This is a genomic window from Nitrospira sp. T9, from assembly GCF_052156535.1.
Classification (GTDB): domain Bacteria; phylum Nitrospirota; class Nitrospiria; order Nitrospirales; family UBA8639; genus Nitrospira_E.
In genome coordinates this window covers 42145-60654 of sequence record NZ_JBQKUP010000029.1, presented here as the reverse complement: position 1 = coordinate 60654, position 18510 = coordinate 42145, and the positions used below count along the sequence as shown (strand labels likewise).

General features: G+C 49.6%; 20 protein-coding genes. 3 read left to right on the top strand and 17 right to left on the bottom strand.

Going from position 1 to position 18510, the window contains the following annotated elements; genetic code table 11:
• Positions 1-38: 38 nt before the first annotated feature.
• The 8 genes from ACTRXD_RS05360 to ACTRXD_RS05325 all read right to left on the bottom strand — a co-directional run bounded on the left by ACTRXD_RS05360 (position 39) and on the right by ACTRXD_RS05325 (position 6947).
• A complete protein-coding gene (locus ACTRXD_RS05360) occupies positions 39-710 on the bottom strand; it encodes a LuxR C-terminal-related transcriptional regulator (RefSeq protein ID WP_442430812.1) in 672 nt (223 codons plus the stop codon).
• Complete coding sequence (locus tag ACTRXD_RS05355; RefSeq protein ID WP_442430811.1) at positions 707-2608, bottom strand: PAS domain S-box protein; 1902 nt, start codon at positions 2606-2608, stop codon at positions 707-709. The genes ACTRXD_RS05360 and ACTRXD_RS05355 overlap by 4 nt, the downstream gene beginning before the upstream one ends.
• A gap of 60 nt (positions 2609-2668) precedes the next feature.
• Positions 2669-2842 (bottom strand): hypothetical protein, encoded by a 174-nt coding sequence (locus ACTRXD_RS05350; protein WP_442430810.1) that lies wholly within the window; start codon positions 2840-2842, stop codon positions 2669-2671.
• 15 nt (positions 2843-2857) lie between these two features.
• Positions 2858-3514: a riboflavin synthase gene (locus ACTRXD_RS05345; protein ID WP_442430809.1), complete on the bottom strand. Its 657-nt coding sequence runs from the start codon at positions 3512-3514 to the stop codon at positions 2858-2860.
• Between the two features lie 15 nt (positions 3515-3529).
• On the bottom strand, positions 3530-3661 hold the full coding sequence (locus tag ACTRXD_RS05340; protein WP_442430808.1) for a hypothetical protein: 132 nt from the start codon (positions 3659-3661) through the stop codon (positions 3530-3532).
• 40 nt (positions 3662-3701) lie between these two features.
• A complete protein-coding gene (locus tag ACTRXD_RS05335) occupies positions 3702-4889 on the bottom strand; it encodes an MFS transporter (protein ID WP_442430807.1) in 1188 nt (395 codons plus the stop codon).
• A 154-nt stretch (positions 4890-5043) separates the two neighbouring features.
• On the bottom strand, positions 5044-5847 hold the full coding sequence (locus ACTRXD_RS05330; RefSeq protein WP_442430806.1) for a hypothetical protein: 804 nt from the start codon (positions 5845-5847) through the stop codon (positions 5044-5046).
• Positions 5848-6533: 686 nt separating this feature from the next.
• Positions 6534-6947 carry an STAS domain-containing protein gene (locus ACTRXD_RS05325; protein WP_442430805.1) on the bottom strand — a complete coding sequence of 138 codons (414 nt, stop codon included), beginning with the start codon at positions 6945-6947 and terminating at the stop codon, positions 6534-6536.
• A gap of 106 nt (positions 6948-7053) precedes the next feature.
• On the opposite strand from ACTRXD_RS05325, the gene ACTRXD_RS05320 reads away from it, so the two are divergent.
• The 3 genes from ACTRXD_RS05320 to ACTRXD_RS05310 all read left to right on the top strand — a co-directional run bounded on the left by ACTRXD_RS05320 (position 7054) and on the right by ACTRXD_RS05310 (position 10785).
• Positions 7054-8913, top strand: a complete 1860-nt coding sequence (locus ACTRXD_RS05320; RefSeq protein ID WP_442430804.1) for a hypothetical protein — start codon at positions 7054-7056, stop codon at positions 8911-8913.
• Positions 8914-8935: 22 nt separating this feature from the next.
• A complete protein-coding gene (locus tag ACTRXD_RS05315; protein ID WP_442430803.1) occupies positions 8936-9991 on the top strand; it encodes a DEAD/DEAH box helicase in 1056 nt (351 codons plus the stop codon).
• 266 nt (positions 9992-10257) lie between these two features.
• Positions 10258-10785, top strand: a complete 528-nt coding sequence (locus tag ACTRXD_RS05310) for a hypothetical protein (protein WP_442430802.1) — start codon at positions 10258-10260, stop codon at positions 10783-10785.
• 131 nt (positions 10786-10916) lie between these two features.
• Here ACTRXD_RS05310 and ACTRXD_RS05305 read toward each other — a convergent pair whose 3' ends face one another.
• From ACTRXD_RS05305 to gatA, 9 genes are all read right to left on the bottom strand, one after another.
• On the bottom strand, positions 10917-11267 hold the full coding sequence (locus tag ACTRXD_RS05305) for a gamma-butyrobetaine hydroxylase-like domain-containing protein (protein WP_442430801.1): 351 nt from the start codon (positions 11265-11267) through the stop codon (positions 10917-10919).
• Between the two features lie 26 nt (positions 11268-11293).
• Positions 11294-12043 carry a DNA repair protein RecO gene (recO, locus tag ACTRXD_RS05300; RefSeq protein WP_442430800.1) on the bottom strand — a complete coding sequence of 250 codons (750 nt, stop codon included), beginning with the start codon at positions 12041-12043 and terminating at the stop codon, positions 11294-11296.
• A gap of 63 nt (positions 12044-12106) precedes the next feature.
• Complete coding sequence (era, locus tag ACTRXD_RS05295) at positions 12107-13000, bottom strand: GTPase Era (RefSeq protein ID WP_442430799.1); 894 nt, start codon at positions 12998-13000, stop codon at positions 12107-12109.
• Between the two features lie 88 nt (positions 13001-13088).
• Positions 13089-13442 carry an FtsB family cell division protein gene (locus ACTRXD_RS05290; protein ID WP_312747793.1) on the bottom strand — a complete coding sequence of 118 codons (354 nt, stop codon included), beginning with the start codon at positions 13440-13442 and terminating at the stop codon, positions 13089-13091.
• A 9-nt stretch (positions 13443-13451) separates the two neighbouring features.
• Positions 13452-14738: a phosphopyruvate hydratase gene (eno, locus tag ACTRXD_RS05285; protein WP_442430798.1), complete on the bottom strand. Its 1287-nt coding sequence runs from the start codon at positions 14736-14738 to the stop codon at positions 13452-13454.
• Between the two features lie 72 nt (positions 14739-14810).
• The gene (gatB, locus tag ACTRXD_RS05280; RefSeq protein WP_442430797.1) at positions 14811-16241 is read right to left on the bottom strand and encodes an Asp-tRNA(Asn)/Glu-tRNA(Gln) amidotransferase subunit GatB; all 1431 of its coding nucleotides are present in this window, start codon (positions 16239-16241) and stop codon (positions 14811-14813) included.
• A gap of 44 nt (positions 16242-16285) precedes the next feature.
• Positions 16286-16600 (bottom strand): YtxH domain-containing protein, encoded by a 315-nt coding sequence (locus tag ACTRXD_RS05275; RefSeq protein ID WP_312641549.1) that lies wholly within the window; start codon positions 16598-16600, stop codon positions 16286-16288.
• On the bottom strand, positions 16590-16997 hold the full coding sequence (locus ACTRXD_RS05270) for a DUF948 domain-containing protein (RefSeq protein WP_442430796.1): 408 nt from the start codon (positions 16995-16997) through the stop codon (positions 16590-16592). Before ACTRXD_RS05270 ends, ACTRXD_RS05275 begins: the two co-directional genes overlap by 11 nt.
• A 14-nt stretch (positions 16998-17011) precedes the next feature.
• Positions 17012-18484: an Asp-tRNA(Asn)/Glu-tRNA(Gln) amidotransferase subunit GatA gene (gene gatA / locus ACTRXD_RS05265; protein ID WP_442430795.1), complete on the bottom strand. Its 1473-nt coding sequence runs from the start codon at positions 18482-18484 to the stop codon at positions 17012-17014.
• Positions 18485-18510: the final 26 nt, after the last annotated feature.

Genomic DNA, 18510 nt, shown 5'->3' with positions numbered 1-18510 from the left:
GATTGGAATATTACTCAATCGGGGAAAAAGGTGGGAGTTTAGAGAGGATTTCCGGACGTCAGCACACCACAGCTCAGAGCAAACTGCACAAGGTCGGCACGACTACGAAGACCGAGTTTTTCCATAACTCTTGCACGATACGTTTCAACCGATTTGATACTAATCCCCAATTGTTCAGCAATGTGCTGATTAGTAAACCCTTGTGCGACCAGACCGAAAATCTCACGCTCTCTCGGACTGAGTTCTCCCAGCAATCCAGGGGTCCTGTCGGCTAGCCTTTTCTTGGGGGCACCGGAGAGATCCTGCCCCACCCCTTTCCCTACAGTCCAATCCACAAAGGTCTTTCCTTGGGCAACGGTACGGATCGCTGTCAATAATTCGGTGTCGGCCGCACTCTTGACGACATACCCCGATGCGCCGGCAGCTAATGACCCCCGAACGTAGCCGCTTTCAGTGTGCATGGTCAGAACAAGGATATTTCCGGAAGGACAACACTTTTTCAGTTCGCCGATTGTGTCAATATGCATATGACCCTGCATGGCCAGATCCATTAAGATGACATGTGGCAACAGCTCTTGAACGGCCTCAAGGGCGGAAGCGGCGCCTCCGGATTCACCAACGACTTCCATGTCCGGTTGCCCATTAATCAAGAGACGTAAGCCGGACCGGAGAACGGCATGATCATCGACGATAAAAATCCGAATTTTCATGCCCCCTCTCCTTTTAAGGGGATGTTGACATAGATGGTGGTTCCGGTTCCGGCAGATGATTCAATGGAAATCGAACCATTGAGCAACAGGGTTCGCTCCCGCATCCCGTGCAGGCCAAGATGCGCACCTGCCGCAGCCTTCTGAACAACCGCCTGAGCGTCAAATCCCTGACCGTTATCTTCCACAATAAGTCGAATCTGTGCCGGATTTTGCTGTAGAAGTATTGACACGGTGGTGGCCTTGGCATATTTGCCAACATTTGTCAGCGCTTCCTGAACAATTCGATACAACGCGGTCTCCACTGCGGGAGCAAGTCGGTCCTTACTTTGCCAATTTTGCGCCACATCCACCTCTATCCCATAGGTCGAACTAAATTCGGCCCCATAGCGGGCGATGGCTTCCTCTAATCCAAAATCATCCAGTACGCTTGGACGCAGACCTTTTGCCAGTCGCTGAACCTCCTGCAGTGTCGTACTCGTAATCTTTCGAAGATCATTCACCCGTGCTCCCATTCCATCTGAACGTGCCTCATCCTCAGCCGCACGAAGTCCAACCAGAAGAGAAGTCAAAGATTGGCCAATTTCATCATGTAATTCCCGACTGATTCGACGCCGCTCGTCTTCTTGGGCCGTCATGATTTTGTCCAACAGATGGCTATGAAGCGCCTCAGCGTCTTGAAGTTTTTGGTAAGCCAAGGCATTCTGAATGGCAATAGAGGCCACCTGCGAAACCCCAATCATGGTTTGCTGATCAACATGTGTGAAGCCACTGGCCTTCTCTTTGTTATGGACTTCAATACATCCCAAAAGAGTATCCTTGGCGTCGAGAATTGGAATGCTTAAGGCTGAGTGAATATCAAAGGCTTGACGAAAATCCTGCTCAATCTGTCTGTCCTCTTGCGCGTGATTCGTAAGGTAGGCAGTCTTATGCAGGAGCAGCCAGCCTGGTAGTCCCTGCCCCGCAGACCAGGAACGATGACAGAGTTTTATTGTCCGACCTTGAATATATTTTTCACATGTCAACGTTTCCCCCGAGGCCAACCCGGCAAACCCGGCATGGGCCTGGACCAGTTGAATGGCTTCTGTCACCAATTCGTCCAGGAGCGTTTCCAGCACGAAAGTGGAATTCAATTTTTCACTCAGACGAAGCAGGGCTCGAATAACATCTTCTTCCTGCTTTCGCTTGGTGAGATCCCCCATCACCGCGGCAAACCCATGAAGTTGATCATGTTCATCACGTAAGACGGTGATGCCCACATGCCCCCAAAACCTGGACCCGTTTTTGCGGACCAGCCATTCCTCCTTCATGACACTCCCCGAAACTCTAGCTTCAGTCAGAAAATTGGTTGGTTCGCCGGAGTCAATAGCTAATGATGCATATAACAGGCTATGAGGCCGCCCCAGAACCTCTCCCGTGGAATAGCCGAAAATATGTGCCGCACCGGCATTCCAACTGGCGACGTTCCCTTCCGGATCCAGCATCACAATTCCATAATCCTTGATGCTTTCGGCGACCAAACCAAATCGATCCTCACTCGTTCGAAGAGCTTCCATCGCCCGCCTTCGTTGGAGCGCCAAGAGGGTAATGCCCCAAATACCGGCGATACAAAAAGCCCTGTTGATGATGGGAAACCGGAATGGCCAGCTCAATGATGAAGGTGCCCCATCGGAGGTGAAAAATGTCAGGGCAAAGCCTATGATCGTGAGAGCGGTGCATCCAATGGCCACAACATATACCATCCTTCGTGGCAAACGTTGTGTCGCAAAGAACACCACCCCTGTATACAACATTTCTTCCGCAAATCCTCGCGGGAGCAGGAGATCAAACGTAAAAACCCCACCCGCCAGGATAAGGGTTAGGAAAAAATCTTTGGGGTTGTATAATTTGCTTGAATACATAAGGAGAAAATCCCGTTCTCCTCATTCATTGACGATTGCAGTAAATGCCTGAGTGGGAATCTACCTGGTTCGCGGACGATCGATGGCACTACAGCAACCACACCAGGCGCAAATGATTTCGTAGAGTTGAACGATACCCCATAACGTTGCGGGAATGATGATCACAAAGAGCGTGACGACCGCAAATAATCGCCATAGAGGATGTTTGGTTTTTGGTGGAAAATGTTGTGACATGGAATGTGCAAAAAATTATAGCAGGCCTCGTTTTTCAAGATAATCTCGATCGATCACTGTGGCGGGTTTTTGCGGGAGAGCTCCGCTTGATTGCAACAAGCGTTCAACATACTTTCCAATTAAGTCGGATTCCAAATTGACCGTGTCCCCTATTTGCTTAAGCCCCATGGTCGTCACTTTGGCGGTATGCGGAATGATGGCCACGGCAATAGAACGATCCGACACGGCATTGATGGTCAAACTAATTCCATCCACGGTAATTGAGCCTTTCGGCACACAATACCGGATAATTTCCTCTGGAGCTTCAATGGTGAGTTGAATTGAATTTCCATCCTGCTGACGGGCACGCAAGAGACCAATGCCATCGATATGGCCTGTGACCAGATGTCCTCCCATTCGGGTGTTGAGTTTCATGGCACGCTCCAAATTGACCGGTGTTCCGACAGTAATGGTTCCTAACGTTGTGCAGTTCAATGTTTCGGTGGACACATCAACCGAAAAACCCGTGTCACTCACCTGACTTGCCGTTAAGCAGGCACCGGCCACACTAATACTATCTCCCAGTTTGAGATCTTCTAAAGTCAGCGAAGCCAAAATAAAAAATTTTGCACCAGCTAAACTTTTATTTACTCCCTGAATCGCACCGATTTCTTCAATAATTCCGCTAAACATGTCCCACCTATTTGGTTATTGGAGATCGCTGTCTTTCTTTAAAAGAACATTTTTCACGACCACGATAAAGACCACCACTAAGACCACGACCCCGATGGCCGCCACAATCCCGATGATGAGATCTCCGGTTCCCATTTCTTCATTCATGGCGTTCGACTCCTTTGCCTTCCCTTCAGAAAAAAGTCCATTATAGCACAACTGGTTTTTTGATCCCCATCATTGTGCCACCAAAAAATGCCGCCGTCAGTAATAAGAGAACCCCAATACAGAAAAACCCTCCTCCATAGCCTAACGTGTTGATGAGGAGACCGGCCAGGAGCGGTCCGCCTGCATGCCCGATATCCATAATAGTTCCCCGTAATCCCATGCCGGCCCCTAGATCTTTTCCTTCTGAATAATCAGCAACCAGGGCTGTGGTCGAAGACGTTACCACCGCTTCACCAAATCCAAACGCTCCGGCGACCACTAACAAGAGAACATACCCCTGGATCTGGGGAATTACCATAACCATGAGGCCACACAGGCAAAGTCCTCCAAAAATCAAGGGCTGCCTTGCCCCACGATCAGAAATTCTCCCCATCACCGGTTTGGCAATAAACGAAGTCAACGCCTGCACTCCAAACAAAACGCCGATTTCGGCGGCGTTCAATCCGATGGTCAAACCATACAGCGGCAAAAACGCCATCAGCGTGCCGTTGCCCATCATCTTGGCAGCTTCCACGCTACTCGTAATGAGAATGGGTGGAATCTGGCAGACTCGACGGAGGCCTTCGCGCATCTCCTTCCAAAGTGTCGGGACGGTATATTGGTGGACCCGCGAGGGTGTGGGCGTCTGGGGGATCAACCAGAAGAAGACTAAAGCTAACATCCCAAATAATCCGGCTAAAAAAAACGTGGGGGCAAATCCAAATTGATAGACGATAGCCCCCCCAATCATTGGACCAAGCAGGCCACCACCCTGGGTTGCCGAGGTGTACCAACCAAAAGCCTCTCCCCTCCGTTTCGCAAAGAGCTCTGCCACCATCGCTAAGGCCAGCGGCGTAAACATTGCGGTCGCTAATCCATGAAACAATCTGAGAATACCTAACGTCCAAAGATCCGAGGTGAACGGATAAAGAAAAGGCGGAATCGCAAAGGCCAACACTCCCCCCAACATCAACCGTCTTCGATTGATCTGGTCGGAGAGCAATCCTATCGGAAGCTTGAGTACAATGCCGGTTACTGTTGAGACAGCCACTAAGAGGCCGACAAGAAATGGGCCGGCACCAAGGCTTTCCACAAACAGAGCCAAGGCCGGTCGACGCACCATGTCATAACTGACAAAACTACAAAAACCAACGAGACAAAGACTGATAAATGTCTTTGAATCATTCATGCTAGAGACCAAATGAAAAGGAGAGCCGGTGAGAGAAACCGGTCATTGCGAGATTCTGAGAAGGAAAACAAAAATTGAATAATCACATCTTAAACGGCATGGTCCTTATGAATTTATCGACCGCCTGATCAGCCGCCGATTGACCCATTACGCCTTATGAGTTCGATGGGGATACGAACGTCAGCTCGAGGGTCTCTTGCCGGCCAGAAATGAGCGTTATCTTGGCTTCCTGATAACCCAGCACCGGGTGCCAGGCCCCGACCGTATGTGTGCCCGCAGGGATATCCGTCAATCGAAAAACCCCCTGGTCGTCGGAGACCGTCACATAGGGATTCGCCGTCAACAGAAGCCAGCCTTCCATAAAGCTGTGTTGATCACATGTCCATTTGATAATGCTGCTACGCCGTGCTTTGAGTGGAAGAGTGGCTTCCCCATCCTTTTCTAAATTGGAAATATGAAAAAGCGGCAGACGGCCGTTATCCAACATCTCCCACCCCCGGATTTGATGAAGAATGGGATCGTGCATGGCCATACGGAGATTTTGATCTGCCATAGTACCGATAACTCGTGGCACGAATTGACATCGGTCCACCGCCAGGATCGGCCCGTCTTTCGGGAAGGGTTTCCCACGGTCAACCTCTTGAAGAAAAACGACCACATCCGCCAAATGCAGGTTGGAAGACACACGGACTTTCGGGATATTTATGAAACCTTTTTTGTCCGCAATAGTCTGACAGAATTCGGGATGGCTTCCCATGGTGACTTTATAGGTTTTGGGCGTTGGGACAGTTCCAGCAAATTTCATAACACCAGTGATCGACGCTCCACCGGCAACCTCCTCTTCCTGATAGGCACTCACCATCCCTTCGCTCAGCGAAGTCCACAACACCAAACTCACGACGACCAAGGATAGGTCAATATATTTATTTTTCTGACTTTTGACGCGATACCCATCCATGCTACACATCTCCTCCCTAACAAATTGTCCTTAAGAGTCAATCCGGACTACCGACACCAGGGAAATGACTAAACTGGAAATACAATCCACTCACAATTCGGGGAACAGTGAAAATTCAGTTCCCGGTGGGCTTCATCTTCAATTCCTCAACACTTCGGCTTGGACCTACGGGGTTGAGTTGAAGGATACCTGTGAAATTTTCCTACTGATTATGACATCAATAAAAGCAATCTGACACGATATTTTTCAAAGTATTCTCTTTTAGTGATTTCAACATCCTTTCTGTTTCCATACCCTTCGCTATCGATTCACTCCACGCAGAGTGCCTTTGGGGATGTTAAAAAGAAGCATCCGTTGATTCATCTCTACCCCCTTGGGATTCCTCATAAAAAATCATCTTGCCGTTTTATAAGCCACGCTGGCAAGAGCAAGTCACTCTCATTCCTTCCAAAGGACAGCGGATAGTCGTTCGATATGTTTTGGGAGATTCTCATCATACTTACGCAGAGAACGACTTCGATTGATACAAGGCACGCCGTTGTGTGAGGGGGGAACTTTTGGAAAGCAAAGGGGAAGGAGAATGCCTTGACTGTCTGGAAACGGAGTGCCTCTTGCGAAATCTTCGGTGTTAGGATCTCATGGATTCCAGTGCCAACGGCATAATGAATACTCGGAAAAAGCAGAATTTAGGAGGGAGAGCCTGCAGATAAGGCGTCCTGTTCGGACTGGCACACTGAGATAAGTTCATGGATTTGGAGATTTTGAAGCAATTCTCCGACACATCCTTGTGGTTGAATCCAACTTATCCTGCGACGTAATTCCTTGAATTGATAGGAGCACAACACCAAAAAACCTAATCCAGCACTATCCACAAACGTTAAGCCTTGGAGGTTGAGAATCAGATGCTCTTGTTCGGTATGGCAACATTGATTAATAATAGCCTTAACATGCCAGCGGGAATGCATATCTAATCGACCATGAAAATCTACGACGGTGGCGCCTCGAATTCCACGTATAATGACTTCAATGGCCATAATCTTACGAAACCTTATCGGTCCAATATGCCAGACCTTAACGAGCGTTTCTTCCTCGCGGCGCATCTTCCCCAACCCCTAATAACGCCAATGGCCTGGTTCCTTTTCTTTTATTCGACCTGTATCATATTAGTGTTTTCCTCCACTGACTCCTGCTACAATTTCATCATCCATGCCACCGGCCATTCATCCTGTTGATCTCATAGAAATACTCCGCCGCCATCGCTTGACTCCGGCGATTGTCTTTTTGACCTCTCGCCGGGCTTGCGATGAGGCCATTGATACCTTCGCCCACAGTTCCGCCAGGATGTCGACTCAACGTTCGGAGGCTATTCGGGAATTTCTGGAGAAATTCACCAAAGATTTCCCGAGTGTTGAGCACCACCCCTTAATTCCTGTTGTGCAGGAATTTGGAGTCGCAGCTCATCACGCCGGGCATCTCCCTTCCTGGAAAATTGCGATTGAAGAACTCATGCGCCAGGGCTTGTTGGATGCAGTGTTTGCTACAACGACCTTGGCAGCGGGGGTTGATTTCCCGGCACGAACCGTCGTGATTACCCAATCCAGCGTGCGCAAATCGCAGGATTTCACGGATTTGACCAACAGCGAAATTCAACAGTTGGCCGGCCGCGGTGGACGTCGAGGCAAAGATTTGGTGGGTGTGGTAGTCATTACTCCCTCTCCTTACATTGACTTACACATTCTTGGCAAAGGACTCACGGGCTATCCGGAACCGATCGACAGCCAATTTGTGGTGTCCTATCCCATGGTGCTTAATCTGCTGAAGGCCCATTCCCTGGATCAGATTGAGGGACTACTCGCAAAAAGCTTTGCGCAATTTCAACTGAATCAACGATCCAGCATCCATCAAGATCATCTGGATCAGATCAAGGACCAATTAACACCCTACGGACCCAGGGAATGCGCCGATTGGATCACTCAGTGGAAAGGCTTTGATCTGGCCCGCCGCCGCAAAGCGCACCGACATCCTATCGTAACCAACGACACGCCCTTCTTGACGGCCTGCCTGCCATTTCTGACTCCAGGGCGCCTCATCGGACTGCCAAAAGGTCCGGCGATTATTCTCCGTCAATATCGAAGCCGTGGAACCTTTGCCCCAATGTTATCTGTGATTCGGGCGAAAGGCACCTTGGGTGAGTGTCCTGCTCATTCAGTCACCCAGGTATACGATCGTCTGTATGAGTTTCAGCCCTCTCGCACTATTCCCTGGTGTCAGCCTCAGGTGCTCGCTCAACTCAAGAAAGAGCTTTCCCAATTGCCTGCGCGTCTGCCCACCGTTCCGATTTTGCCGGAAACCCAGGAAACAGAGGATCCGCTCCTCGCAGAAATATTAACGGAGGAATTTCCCTGTCCCACCTGTCCCTCCCACCCGGCCTGTAAGAAAGACTTTCCCCTGGCGTCGAAACTTCGCCAGAAATCCCAGCAATTGACCAAAACGATACAAGCACTCCGTGATGGATTGTGGCACCGGTTTCAACAAAAAGCCGACGTACTCCATAAATTCGGATATATTACCGCCAACTCGCAACTCACGGCTGACGGTGAATGGGCTAGACTCATTCGTATTAACCATTCCCTACTCATCACAGAACTGATTCGTATGGAGGCCTTCTCAGGTATTGCTCCAGGATTGTTAGCGGGCGTGATGGCCAGTATTTCCCATGATGATGATCGCCCAGGATCCTACATGCGCCTCCCGTCTGGACTGGCCTCCATGTTGACACAGGTGCGGGCGGTCGCTGATTCGTTGAGCCCGTATGAACCCCCGCCCTTGTTGCGCTCAGATGTCGCGGCGCTCGTGGAAAGTTGGATCGGGAATCCCCAACTCACTTGGGCTTCACTGGTTCGTTCCACATCCATGGCCGAAGGGGATGTATATCGCCTTTTAGCCAGAACCTTGGAATTTCTCTCTCAAATATATGGACTCAAGGTTACGCATCCCGGCTTGGCCGATACCGCCCACTCCGCGATGGTGACCATGCGCCGGGAAGTCCTGCAAGAACTTCCATAGCCACAGATGGGAACATACCGCCATGCATCATGATGATCTCAAGCGCGAACTCCAAAATTTACCGGTAAAATATTTACATCACATGGCAAGAGGCCGCATCCATCGACATTTTCGTCTCGGGAAACATCGCCTTGTTGAGCTAATGCTGGCCTTTCCACCTGACCAGATTCTGGCCATCGAAACCGAACTGCAGCAGATACTGACCAACCGCCAGGAACGCCTGGCCGCGCAAGAAGCCCGCGCCGCAGCACGCCCTCAAATTTCCGCTTCGCCCTTTGTAGCAAAAAGTCGCCCCAATAAGAGGAGGCCCACCTTCGGCCCTGTTCCGCCATCGATTACGCTTAAGCAAATATTGGAAGGGATTGGTGTTCCTGAGCCTCAACCCTTCGTTCCGGATCCCTGGCAAACCGAGGCGGTGGAACATCTGGCGCATTCAGATGTCATCGTTAGCGCTCCGACGGGAAGCGGAAAAACCTATGTCGCCATCCAAGCGATCAAACAGGCCATGGCACTGAACCAGACGGTGATTTACACCTCTCCACTCAAAGCGCTTTCAAATACGAAATTCATGGAATTCACCCAGCTTTTTGGACCGGATCAAGTCGGAATTTTAACCGGAGACCGGCGTGACAATGCTCAGGCCCCGCTCCTGGTTATGACGACCGAAATTTTGAGAAATTTATTCTATGATGCCGCCAGCGGGGAGATTGATTTACGTCTGCATACCCTGGGGCTGGTTATTCTGGATGAATCGCAATATCTCGCCGATCCAGAACGGGGGGTGGTGTGGGAAGAAACCATTATTTTGTGTCCATCCCAAGCACGGCTTCTTCTTCTCTCAGCCTCTATCGGGAATCCTCAAGATCTGGCTGAATGGCTCCAATCCATCAGGCCTATTCCCTGCCATCTTATCCGTCATGCCAAACGATCCGTTCCTCTTCGAGGGCTGTATCTACATCCTACAGGGCACCTCGTTCCGCTATTCAAAAACCAAGATATCCTCCAAGGTAAAGGTTATACTTTTCATCCAGAAACAAAGCAGCTGTTCGCTGAATACGAAATTAAACCATTTCGTTAACAATTTAATTCAGCCAAAAGGCACATCCATCATTAACTAAAGCAAAACATTAACTTTAACGGCACTGACGCCTGTGACAAAAAAACAACATATTGTGGTAATTAATATACGTTAAGGCCTTCAATCTATTGTCAATATTGCCATTTTACGGGCAAAAAATCACATTCCTAACAATTGTTTTTTAGCATAAATTTTGCGTAATCCTTTATTGATTTTATGTAAATTCACTTTTTTTGAAATATGAATTCTTAGGAATTATTTAAAATATGAACCATAAATCTCTTTTTTCAGCACCTATCAGGTATATCCTGGTGAGTCTACTTTCGATCATGGTTATGGGCTGTCAGGGTCTTCAGCCAAAATCCACTGGAGAGCTGGCCATGGAGGATCATGATTTCCTTGGGATTTGGGACGCCTATAACCACTGTGTGGCTAGCTCTGATATCCAGCACATGCAAGCCAATCTTGACGTGTTAGCCTCTGCACCGAAACCGATCTCACTGGACGACTCTCCAATTCCTGTCCCCGCATTTCTGAAAAAATGGTCTACCGCAAGAGGTTCCCGCCTGGCTGTCGATCCACGAGCCATGGCTGCCTCCTGCTCAATTCATCTCGCAGAAGTCGCCCAATTATCAGCAGATTGGCCAACGGCACTGCGCACATTTCAGGAAATCCTGAAAAATTACCCGGAACCTCAATATGCCTTCTACGTCAGCAAAGCCAATCAGGCGATGGAACAACTGACCACCGTTCGCCCTGTGTCTCTTTCTTTCCATGAAGCCCTGGTTCAATAAGCTCATTTTCTCCCTAAATTTTTCAGATCTCCAGTTTGGGCTTTTTTGAAAAATCGTCTTTTGAGCCCTCATTTCAGCACATTGCTGGCGTTTCCTGCGTGGGATTCTGCGATAAAGAAAAACAGAAGAAACTAGAGGAGTTGCTTGCTTTTAGGTTTATGGGGCTGGCAAACCTCGCATTGGCACATGCGGCGCAGTGCCGTATAGGAATATAGTCCGGTATCATGCCCGTCACTCCATTTGAATCGGAAAGCATAGCGCCCAACCGGTTCTATATCCTGTAAGAGAATGAGAAGTGGGATAGAGTCCGGCTTAAGTCGCAACTCGCCGGTCCATTCGTCCGTACAGGCCGCACAGGGGCAATGTTGTCGCAAATACCGAATCGGGTAGACGCCCTTATGCCCATCACTCCACGTAATGCCCAAGACCCCGTTATCCAGCCATTCCATATCCGTCGGTTCCAGTGATGCTTGAGAAGTCATACCTGATTGTCCTTATGAGTGGGGCATTAAGAAACCCATTGTTCAAATGTTGGAAGAGCTTTTCCGACGACTGCCTGAAAATAGGCTTCAATCGCCTCTTCTACCTCAACCCTGACCGTACCGATCGCTTTCAATCGGGACAAACTAGCCATAGGTAGCCGTCGAGCTTGTTCAATAAACGCTAAACTGCCTTTAGAAATAGACAGTAACCGCCCTACACCCCGTTGACCACAACCGTGGCATACCATCCCCCCTAATCGAGGAGAAAACCACTGAGGCATGTGAGGGGAGGCAATATTTCCGCATTCAGTACATCGATCAATTTGTGGACGAAAACCCGTGTAGCCAAGCACATGAATTTGAAATAATAATGTGGTGAGTGCCAGGTCCCTGTCTGGAAGCAAGTGTTCCAGGGCATATATCAGCGCTGAATACATTTCCGGATTCGGATCACGATCGGCCGTAATCATCTCCACCATATGCACCATCTTGGCAGCGGCTGCCATCACACTTAAATCTTCTCGTAGAGCTTTAAAGTTTCTGACCAGATCTATCTGACTAATTTGCCCCAAAGCGTCAGGGGTTTTTTGGAATAGTGTGACATCAACAATCCCAAAAGGCTCAAGGACCCCCCCGAAGCGTGTCTTCATCCGGCGAGCGCCACGGGCGGCACCTCGAATTTTTCCCAAATCGGCCGAATACAGAGTGACAATTCTGTCAGCATCACCCCATCGTTGGCTTCGAATAATGACCGCGCGAGTTCTTAAGAGCGGCATGAGTAGTCTACAAGTATGGTCTACAGGTCAGACATGAATGCTGATAAAATTACCACTAATTTTTCATCCATATCCCAGTTCATTCAACACTTGAATATTATCGCGCCAGCCTTCCTGCACTTTCACCCACATCCGCAGATAAATCTTCATGCCGAACAGTCGCTCCATATCTAACCGGGCACTTTGGCCAATCTCTTTGAGGCGTATGCCTTTTTTCCCGATCACAATCCCTTTTTGACTTGTCTTTTCCACAAGGATAACGGCCCGTATGGTCGTCAGGCCTGGTTCTTCCTGAAATTCCTCGATCAACACACCCACAGCATACGGTAATTCATCGTACGTCTGGGCTAGAACTTTTTCACGAATGAGCTCCGCAGCCATATGGCGCATAGGCTGATTGGTCAAAAAATCTTCGTCATACATTAATTCCGAACACGGGGTCAGACACGCAAAGGTTAATTCCACTAATTGCGGGATATTTACTCCGATTTTGGCAGAAATGGGGATAATTTCTGTCCACGGAAACCATGTGCGGTATTGATCAATAAGGGGGAGCAGCCTGGATTTGGCGACAACATCGGCTTTATTTAATAATAAAAATACCCCTTTAAATGGTCGCTCTTGATGAGACGACATGATCTGCTCCAGGACTTGTCGGTCACCAGGACCCGGCAACACCTGACTGTCCACGATCATATAGACCACATCGGATTGAGTCAGGGTGCCTAACGCCGATTCCACCATCTGTGTGTTCAGGCGATGGTGAGGCGTATGGAGGCCAGGCGTATCGATGAGAATGAGCTGACCTTCGGGGTAATGCCCGACCCCTAAAATCAGGTTCCGAGTTGTTTGTGGTTTATCGGAGACGATGGCAATCTTTTCGCGTACCAATGCGTTGAGCAACGTCGACTTGCCGACATTGGGTCGGCCAAGAATGGCTAATTGGCCTGATTTCATAGCAAAGCTTTCAAGTATAGGAAAACCGAAGAAACAGCAATGAATGAGTATGAAGGGTTACAGGGGTATGGCGCAAGAAGTCTTGTCGCTAAGGTCTGGCCGTAAACGAGGAAGGGACCGGCTCCACAAATTGATACACCACTTCTCCCTGTCGAACCATACCCAAACGATTTCGGGCCAGTTCTTCCAGTCGTTGCGGGTCCCGTTGAATACGGAGGATATCTTCTTCAATCGAGGCGTTGATATCTTGTAACTGCTGGATTTGTTCCGTCAAATGCTGACGCGTTTCCCGCATATGAAAGTATAAAGGCAATCCATCAGAATTAAAAAACATGGTCCCCGCGAGCACACTCATCATCAAAAAAGCCCCAACCATTGGAAGGCGCTCCAACAGATCACCCCCAAGCCCGGTGGACGCCCGTTTTTTATTATTGGGACGCATACGAGAAAATTATGTTTGTACTGGAAGAACGGCTTTCCCGCGATATAAGGCCGCTGAGCCTAACGTCTCCTCAATCCTGAGTAACTGGTTATATTTGGCCAAACGATCCGTACGAGACAGGGAACCTGTTTTAATCTGCCCAGCGTTTAACGCCACAGCCAAATCCGCAATGGTCGTATCCTCCGTCTCACCGGACCGGTGAGACACCACCACTCCATAGCCGGCCCGTTGGGCCATACGCATCGCTTCAATCGTTTCCGTGAGTGTGCCGATTTGGTTCACTTTGATCAAGATAGCATTCGCAATGCCTTCACGGATCCCTCGTCCCAAAAATTCGACATTAGTCACAAATAAGTCATCACCGACAAGCTGGACACGATCCCCGAGTTGATCCGTAAGCTGCTTCCATCCAGTCCAATCACTTTCATCAAGCCCATCTTCGATCGAGACGATCGGATACTGCTTCACTAACTTGGCATAATACTCAACCAGCTCTCCTGAAGACATTTTGGGTTTAATCCCATTCCGCACATGATACATCTTTTTCTCGAAAAACTCGCTGGCCGCCGCATCAAGAGCCAACACCACATCTTTTCCTGATCGATAGCCCGCTTGGTGAATCGCTTGGACAATGAAATCCAGGGCTTCTTCATTCGACCGAACGGCAGGGGCAAATCCGCCCTCATCCCCGACCGCCGTGCTCATGTTTTTGGATTTCAAGATGGCCTTCAGATGGTGGAAAATCTCCGTTCCCATCCTGAGGGCTTCGCTAAAACTCGTCGCCCCAACGGGCATGATCATGAATTCCTGGAGATCAAGCCCATTATCTGCATGCGCACCACCATTAATAATATTCATCATCGGCACCGGCAATTCCCGAGCCGAAACCCCGCCAAGATAGCGAAAGAGGGGAATTCCCAGCTCCTGTGCCGCCGCCCGCGCCACGGCTAACGATACGCCAAGAGTGGCATTGGCCCCTAATCTGGTCTTGCCCTTAGTTCCATCCAGTTTAATCAATCGGGAATCAACGCTCACCTGGTCCTGGGCTTCCATGCCTCGAAGAGCCGGGAGCATATGCTTTTGAATCCCAGCTAAGGCCTTAGCGACACCCTTGCCCATCCATTGTTTTTTATCCCCATCCCGCAGTTCCAAGGCTTCACGGGTTCCCGTGGAGGCTCCGGAGGGAACAGCAGCACGACCAGCCATACCACTGGCAAGATGCACATCCACTTCAATCGTTGGATTCCCGCGAGAATCCAGAATCATCCGTGAGGTAATGTTCTGAATCAGACTCATAGAAACTGTCATTCCTTTAAATCGTAAATAATGGCACCTGTCTTAATCTTGTACCCTGAGATGACGCTTAGATCAAGATGCAAGATGCTGTTTCAATAGCGCATTGACCTTGCCAGGATTGGCTTTTCCCTGTGACACCTTCATGACCTGGCCCACCAAAAAACCTAATACGGTTTCCTTCCCGCCACGATATTGCTCCACTTGAGCAGAATGCTGGGCCAGCACCTCCTCTATCAGTTTTTCCAGGACACCCTCATCGGAAACCTGGACCAGCCCTTTCTCATTCACCAATTGCTCCGGAGTTTTCCCACTGGCATAAAATTCCGGGAAGAGATCTCTAGCAACTTTCAAGCTAATAGTCCCCTCTTCTACCAATTGTAAGAGTTCAACCAATTGTTCGGGACTTACCGGGGAAGATTCGGGACCGGTGTTAGCAGTATTGAGCTCACGAAGTAATTCGCCCATGACCCAGTTACTGACCGTTTTCGGATGGGGAAAGTGTTGCACGCAGGCCTCGAAATAGTCGGCCAGGTTTTTTGAATCGGTCAGAAGCTTTGCATCGTACTCAGGGAGATGATATTCCTTCACAAATCGCTTCATGCGGGCAGCCGGAAGTTCCGGAATAGTCTGACGCAACGATTCAACCCACTCCTCATCCACCCGGACGGAAAGTAAGTCCGGGTCGGGAAAATATCGGTAGTCATGGGCCTCTTCCTTGCTTCGCATGACAACCGTATGCCCTTTTTGAACGTCCCACAGGCGGGTCTCCTGACGGATCGTTTCGCCTTCCGTTAATGCCTCTGTCTGCCTGGAGATTTCAAAATCTAAGGCCTCTTTGGCAAAACGGAAGGAATTGATATTTTTCAATTCGACTTTGGTCCCAAGAACGTCTTGCCCCCGTGGACGAAGCGAGACATTCGGTTCGCAACGAAAACTCCCCTGTTCCATGTTCCCATCACAGACATCCAGATAGACCAAAAGATCATGAAGGGTTTTCAAATAGGCATCAACCTCGTCGGACGAATGTAAGTCGGGTTCGGTAACAATTTCTAATAATGGGGTCCCCGCCCGATTTAAATCGACACCACTGCCTTCCACTGGGACATCGTGAACATTTTTCCCTGCATCCTCTTCCAAATGAGCCCGGCGAATCCGCACGCGTTTTGACTCCCCGTTGACGGAAATGTCCAGCCATCCTGGTCCGCAGATCGGCAAATCAAATTGCGATATTTGATAGCCCTTCGGCAGATCAGGGTACAAGTAATTTTTTCGGGAGAATTGATTGGTCAGCATGATCTCGCAGTGAAGGGCGAGTCCTGTGCGTACGGCCATTTCCACCGCACGTCGATTGAGCACCGGCAAACTCCCAGGTAACCCCAGACAGGTTGGACACACCTGCGTATTCGGAGGAAGACCGAAAGAGGTCGGACAGCCACAAAACAATTTCGTCTTTGTTTGGAGTTGGGCATGCACCTCAACCCCTATAACTGGTTCATAGGCCATAACGCAGCAGAGCCACTCCTCTCGATTTCGTCTTTTTTTGAATCTTAATCCAGGGATTTCATTTCACGTTCACGGCGCATGGCATCCCGACCCGCATCTAAGGCCTCTCGCACGGCACAGGAAATTTCTTCCACCAGTTCACGGCCACGACCAACGACATCTTCTACCGCATCAGTGGCCCGCTCCTTAATGTCTCGCAAATCTTCACCCGTTCGCCGGGCATAGCCCGTGATTCGTTCTCGGGAATCTCTTCCCGGTTGAGGAGCCAACATGATCGCCGTCACGGCTCCCAATAGCGCTCCACTTAAAAATGCCAACGCAACCGATCCTGCTGATGCACCTGAATGATTAGTTGCCATAGGATGGCCCTCCTTTTTGTTCTTTATGTACACGTTTTCTCATAGTCGAGCTGGCTGCTTTGAGTCCGGCAAGTAAACTGGAAACGCCCACGGCAAGGGCACCCCCTTTCCCGCGAACGGTCTGATGGACATGATTGACGGTTTCCCCCACATCTCCAACCGCATTCAAGAAAATGGTGGCCCGATCCATGCCAAGCCTGGCTTGATCGGTTAAAGCTAAAATGTTTTCGTTGGTCCCCTTGACGTCTTTCAATAATCCCGGCAATTCATGGTTCAGACGAATCAACAGGCGTTCTGATTGCCCAACGGTGCGTTTCACTTGAAGAATCATCGGAACCAGATAGCCCACCAAGACCACAAAGGCCACGGCAATGATGATCGCTGCCAAATCCACCATACCTCGCTATCCTTTCATGACCGAATCACGGGTCGTTTCAATCGCCAGTCCGTGGCTTGTTCATAGGCATAGGCTGCACGCAAGACCATGGCTTCTTCAAACGGACGCCCCATCAGTTGTAATCCGATAGGAAGTCCCATTTTACTCAAACCACAAGGAACCGAAATCGCTGGAAGTCCGGACAAACTCGCAGGAATCGTATAAATGTCGGACAAATACATCTGCAAGGGATCGTCCAATCGCTCTCCTAATTGAAAAGCGGGCGTCGGCATGACCGGACTCACCAACAGATCGACATCCTGAAATACGGCATCAAATTCCTGTTGAATCAGGGTGCGAACGGCTTGGGCTTTCCCATAATACGCCTCGTAATACCCCGCACTCAGGGCATAGGTTCCCAACATGATACGCCGTTTCACTTCAGGGCCAAACCCTTGCGACCTGGTGCTCCGATACATCTCTGCCAATTCCCGGGACTCCTTGGCACGAAACCCAAACCTGACCCCATCATAGCGAGCCAAATTAGAGCTGGCCTCTGCCGTGGCAATGAGGTAATAGGTCGCAATGGCCTGTTCAGTGGAAGGCAACGTCACTTCTCGAATGGTCCCGCCTAGGTCCTGCAACACCTGTATGGCATCTTGAACCTTTTCGCAGACTTCCGTATCAAGCCCCTCAGAAAAATATTCCCGCGGCACCCCGATAGTGAGTTTTTTGAGGTCTTTCTTTTTCACGGCTTTGGTGAAATCCGGGCAGTCACGATTAGCGGAAGTCGAATCCATCGGGTCAAATCCGGCAATGACATTCAGCAGGATAGCGGCATCCGTCACGGTTTTGGTAATAGGACCGATTTGATCCAAGGATGAGGCAAAGGCAACTAATCCAAAGCGAGACACACGCCCATAGGTTGGCTTTAACCCAACCACCCCACAACAGGCCGCAGGTTGTCGAATTGACCCTCCGGTATCGGAGCCTAATGCCGCCACACATTCATTGGCTGCCACCGCAGCCGCCGATCCTCCACTGGATCCTCCCGGTATAAACTTTTGATTCCACGGATTTCTGGACGGCCCGAACATTGAGTGTTCCGTGGACGAACCCATGGCAAATTCATCCAGATTGGTTTTGCCCAGAATCAAGGGTTGGTGGGTTCGAAGCCGGCCCATCACTGTGGCGTCATAAGGAGGAACAAAGTTTTCCAACATTCGAGACCCACAAGTCGTCCGAACCCCTTCTGTACAAATATTATCTTTAATACCTAACGGCATGCCCATGAGCGGTTGTGTTTTTCGCCAGGCTTTCAGCCCGTCATCAATCGCTTTGGCTTGTTGGAGCAGCGTCTCTTTTGGTGTCAAGGTAATATAGGCTTTGATTTTCGGCTCCACCTGGCTGAGCCGCAGCGAATAAGCTCTGGCGATATCCACGGCACTAATCTCGCCAGCGGTAAATTTACCCTGAAGCTCTTTTAGCGTAAGTTTGAATAGAGACATACAAACCCGATTCTGGAATGAGTGGG

Excerpts from the sequence above, each read along its gene's own strand:
- ACTRXD_RS05305 (WP_442430801.1), bottom strand. The coding sequence starts at position 11,267 with ATGACTTCTCAAGCATCACTGGAACCGACGGATATGGAATGGCTGGAT.
- eno (WP_442430798.1), bottom strand. The coding sequence starts at position 14,738 with ATGAGTCTGATTCAGAACATTACCTCACGGATGATTCTGGATTCTCGC.
- gatA (WP_442430795.1), bottom strand. The coding sequence starts at position 18,484 with ATGTCTCTATTCAAACTTACGCTAAAAGAGCTTCAGGGTAAATTTACC.
- ACTRXD_RS05335 (WP_442430807.1), bottom strand. The coding sequence starts at position 4,889 with ATGAATGATTCAAAGACATTTATCAGTCTTTGTCTCGTTGGTTTTTGT.
- recO (WP_442430800.1), bottom strand. The coding sequence starts at position 12,043 with ATGCCGCTCTTAAGAACTCGCGCGGTCATTATTCGAAGCCAACGATGG.
- ACTRXD_RS05315 (WP_442430803.1), top strand. The coding sequence starts at position 8,936 with ATGCATCATGATGATCTCAAGCGCGAACTCCAAAATTTACCGGTAAAA.
- ACTRXD_RS05340 (WP_442430808.1), bottom strand. The coding sequence starts at position 3,661 with ATGAATGAAGAAATGGGAACCGGAGATCTCATCATCGGGATTGTGGCG.
- ACTRXD_RS05355 (WP_442430811.1), bottom strand. The coding sequence starts at position 2,608 with ATGTATTCAAGCAAATTATACAACCCCAAAGATTTTTTCCTAACCCTT.
- ACTRXD_RS05275 (WP_312641549.1), bottom strand. The coding sequence starts at position 16,600 with ATGGCAACTAATCATTCAGGTGCATCAGCAGGATCGGTTGCGTTGGCA.
- ACTRXD_RS05330 (WP_442430806.1), bottom strand. The coding sequence starts at position 5,847 with ATGGATGGGTATCGCGTCAAAAGTCAGAAAAATAAATATATTGACCTA.
- ACTRXD_RS05360 (WP_442430812.1), bottom strand. The coding sequence starts at position 710 with ATGAAAATTCGGATTTTTATCGTCGATGATCATGCCGTTCTCCGGTCC.
- ACTRXD_RS05290 (WP_312747793.1), bottom strand. The coding sequence starts at position 13,442 with ATGCGTCCCAATAATAAAAAACGGGCGTCCACCGGGCTTGGGGGTGAT.
- ACTRXD_RS05310 (WP_442430802.1), top strand. The coding sequence starts at position 10,258 with ATGAACCATAAATCTCTTTTTTCAGCACCTATCAGGTATATCCTGGTG.
- ACTRXD_RS05270 (WP_442430796.1), bottom strand. The coding sequence starts at position 16,997 with ATGGTGGATTTGGCAGCGATCATCATTGCCGTGGCCTTTGTGGTCTTG.
- ACTRXD_RS05345 (WP_442430809.1), bottom strand. The coding sequence starts at position 3,514 with ATGTTTAGCGGAATTATTGAAGAAATCGGTGCGATTCAGGGAGTAAAT.
- ACTRXD_RS05320 (WP_442430804.1), top strand. The coding sequence starts at position 7,054 with ATGCCACCGGCCATTCATCCTGTTGATCTCATAGAAATACTCCGCCGC.
- era (WP_442430799.1), bottom strand. The coding sequence starts at position 13,000 with ATGAAATCAGGCCAATTAGCCATTCTTGGCCGACCCAATGTCGGCAAG.
- gatB (WP_442430797.1), bottom strand. The coding sequence starts at position 16,241 with ATGGCCTATGAACCAGTTATAGGGGTTGAGGTGCATGCCCAACTCCAA.
- ACTRXD_RS05325 (WP_442430805.1), bottom strand. The coding sequence starts at position 6,947 with ATGCGCCGCGAGGAAGAAACGCTCGTTAAGGTCTGGCATATTGGACCG.
- ACTRXD_RS05350 (WP_442430810.1), bottom strand. The coding sequence starts at position 2,842 with ATGTCACAACATTTTCCACCAAAAACCAAACATCCTCTATGGCGATTA.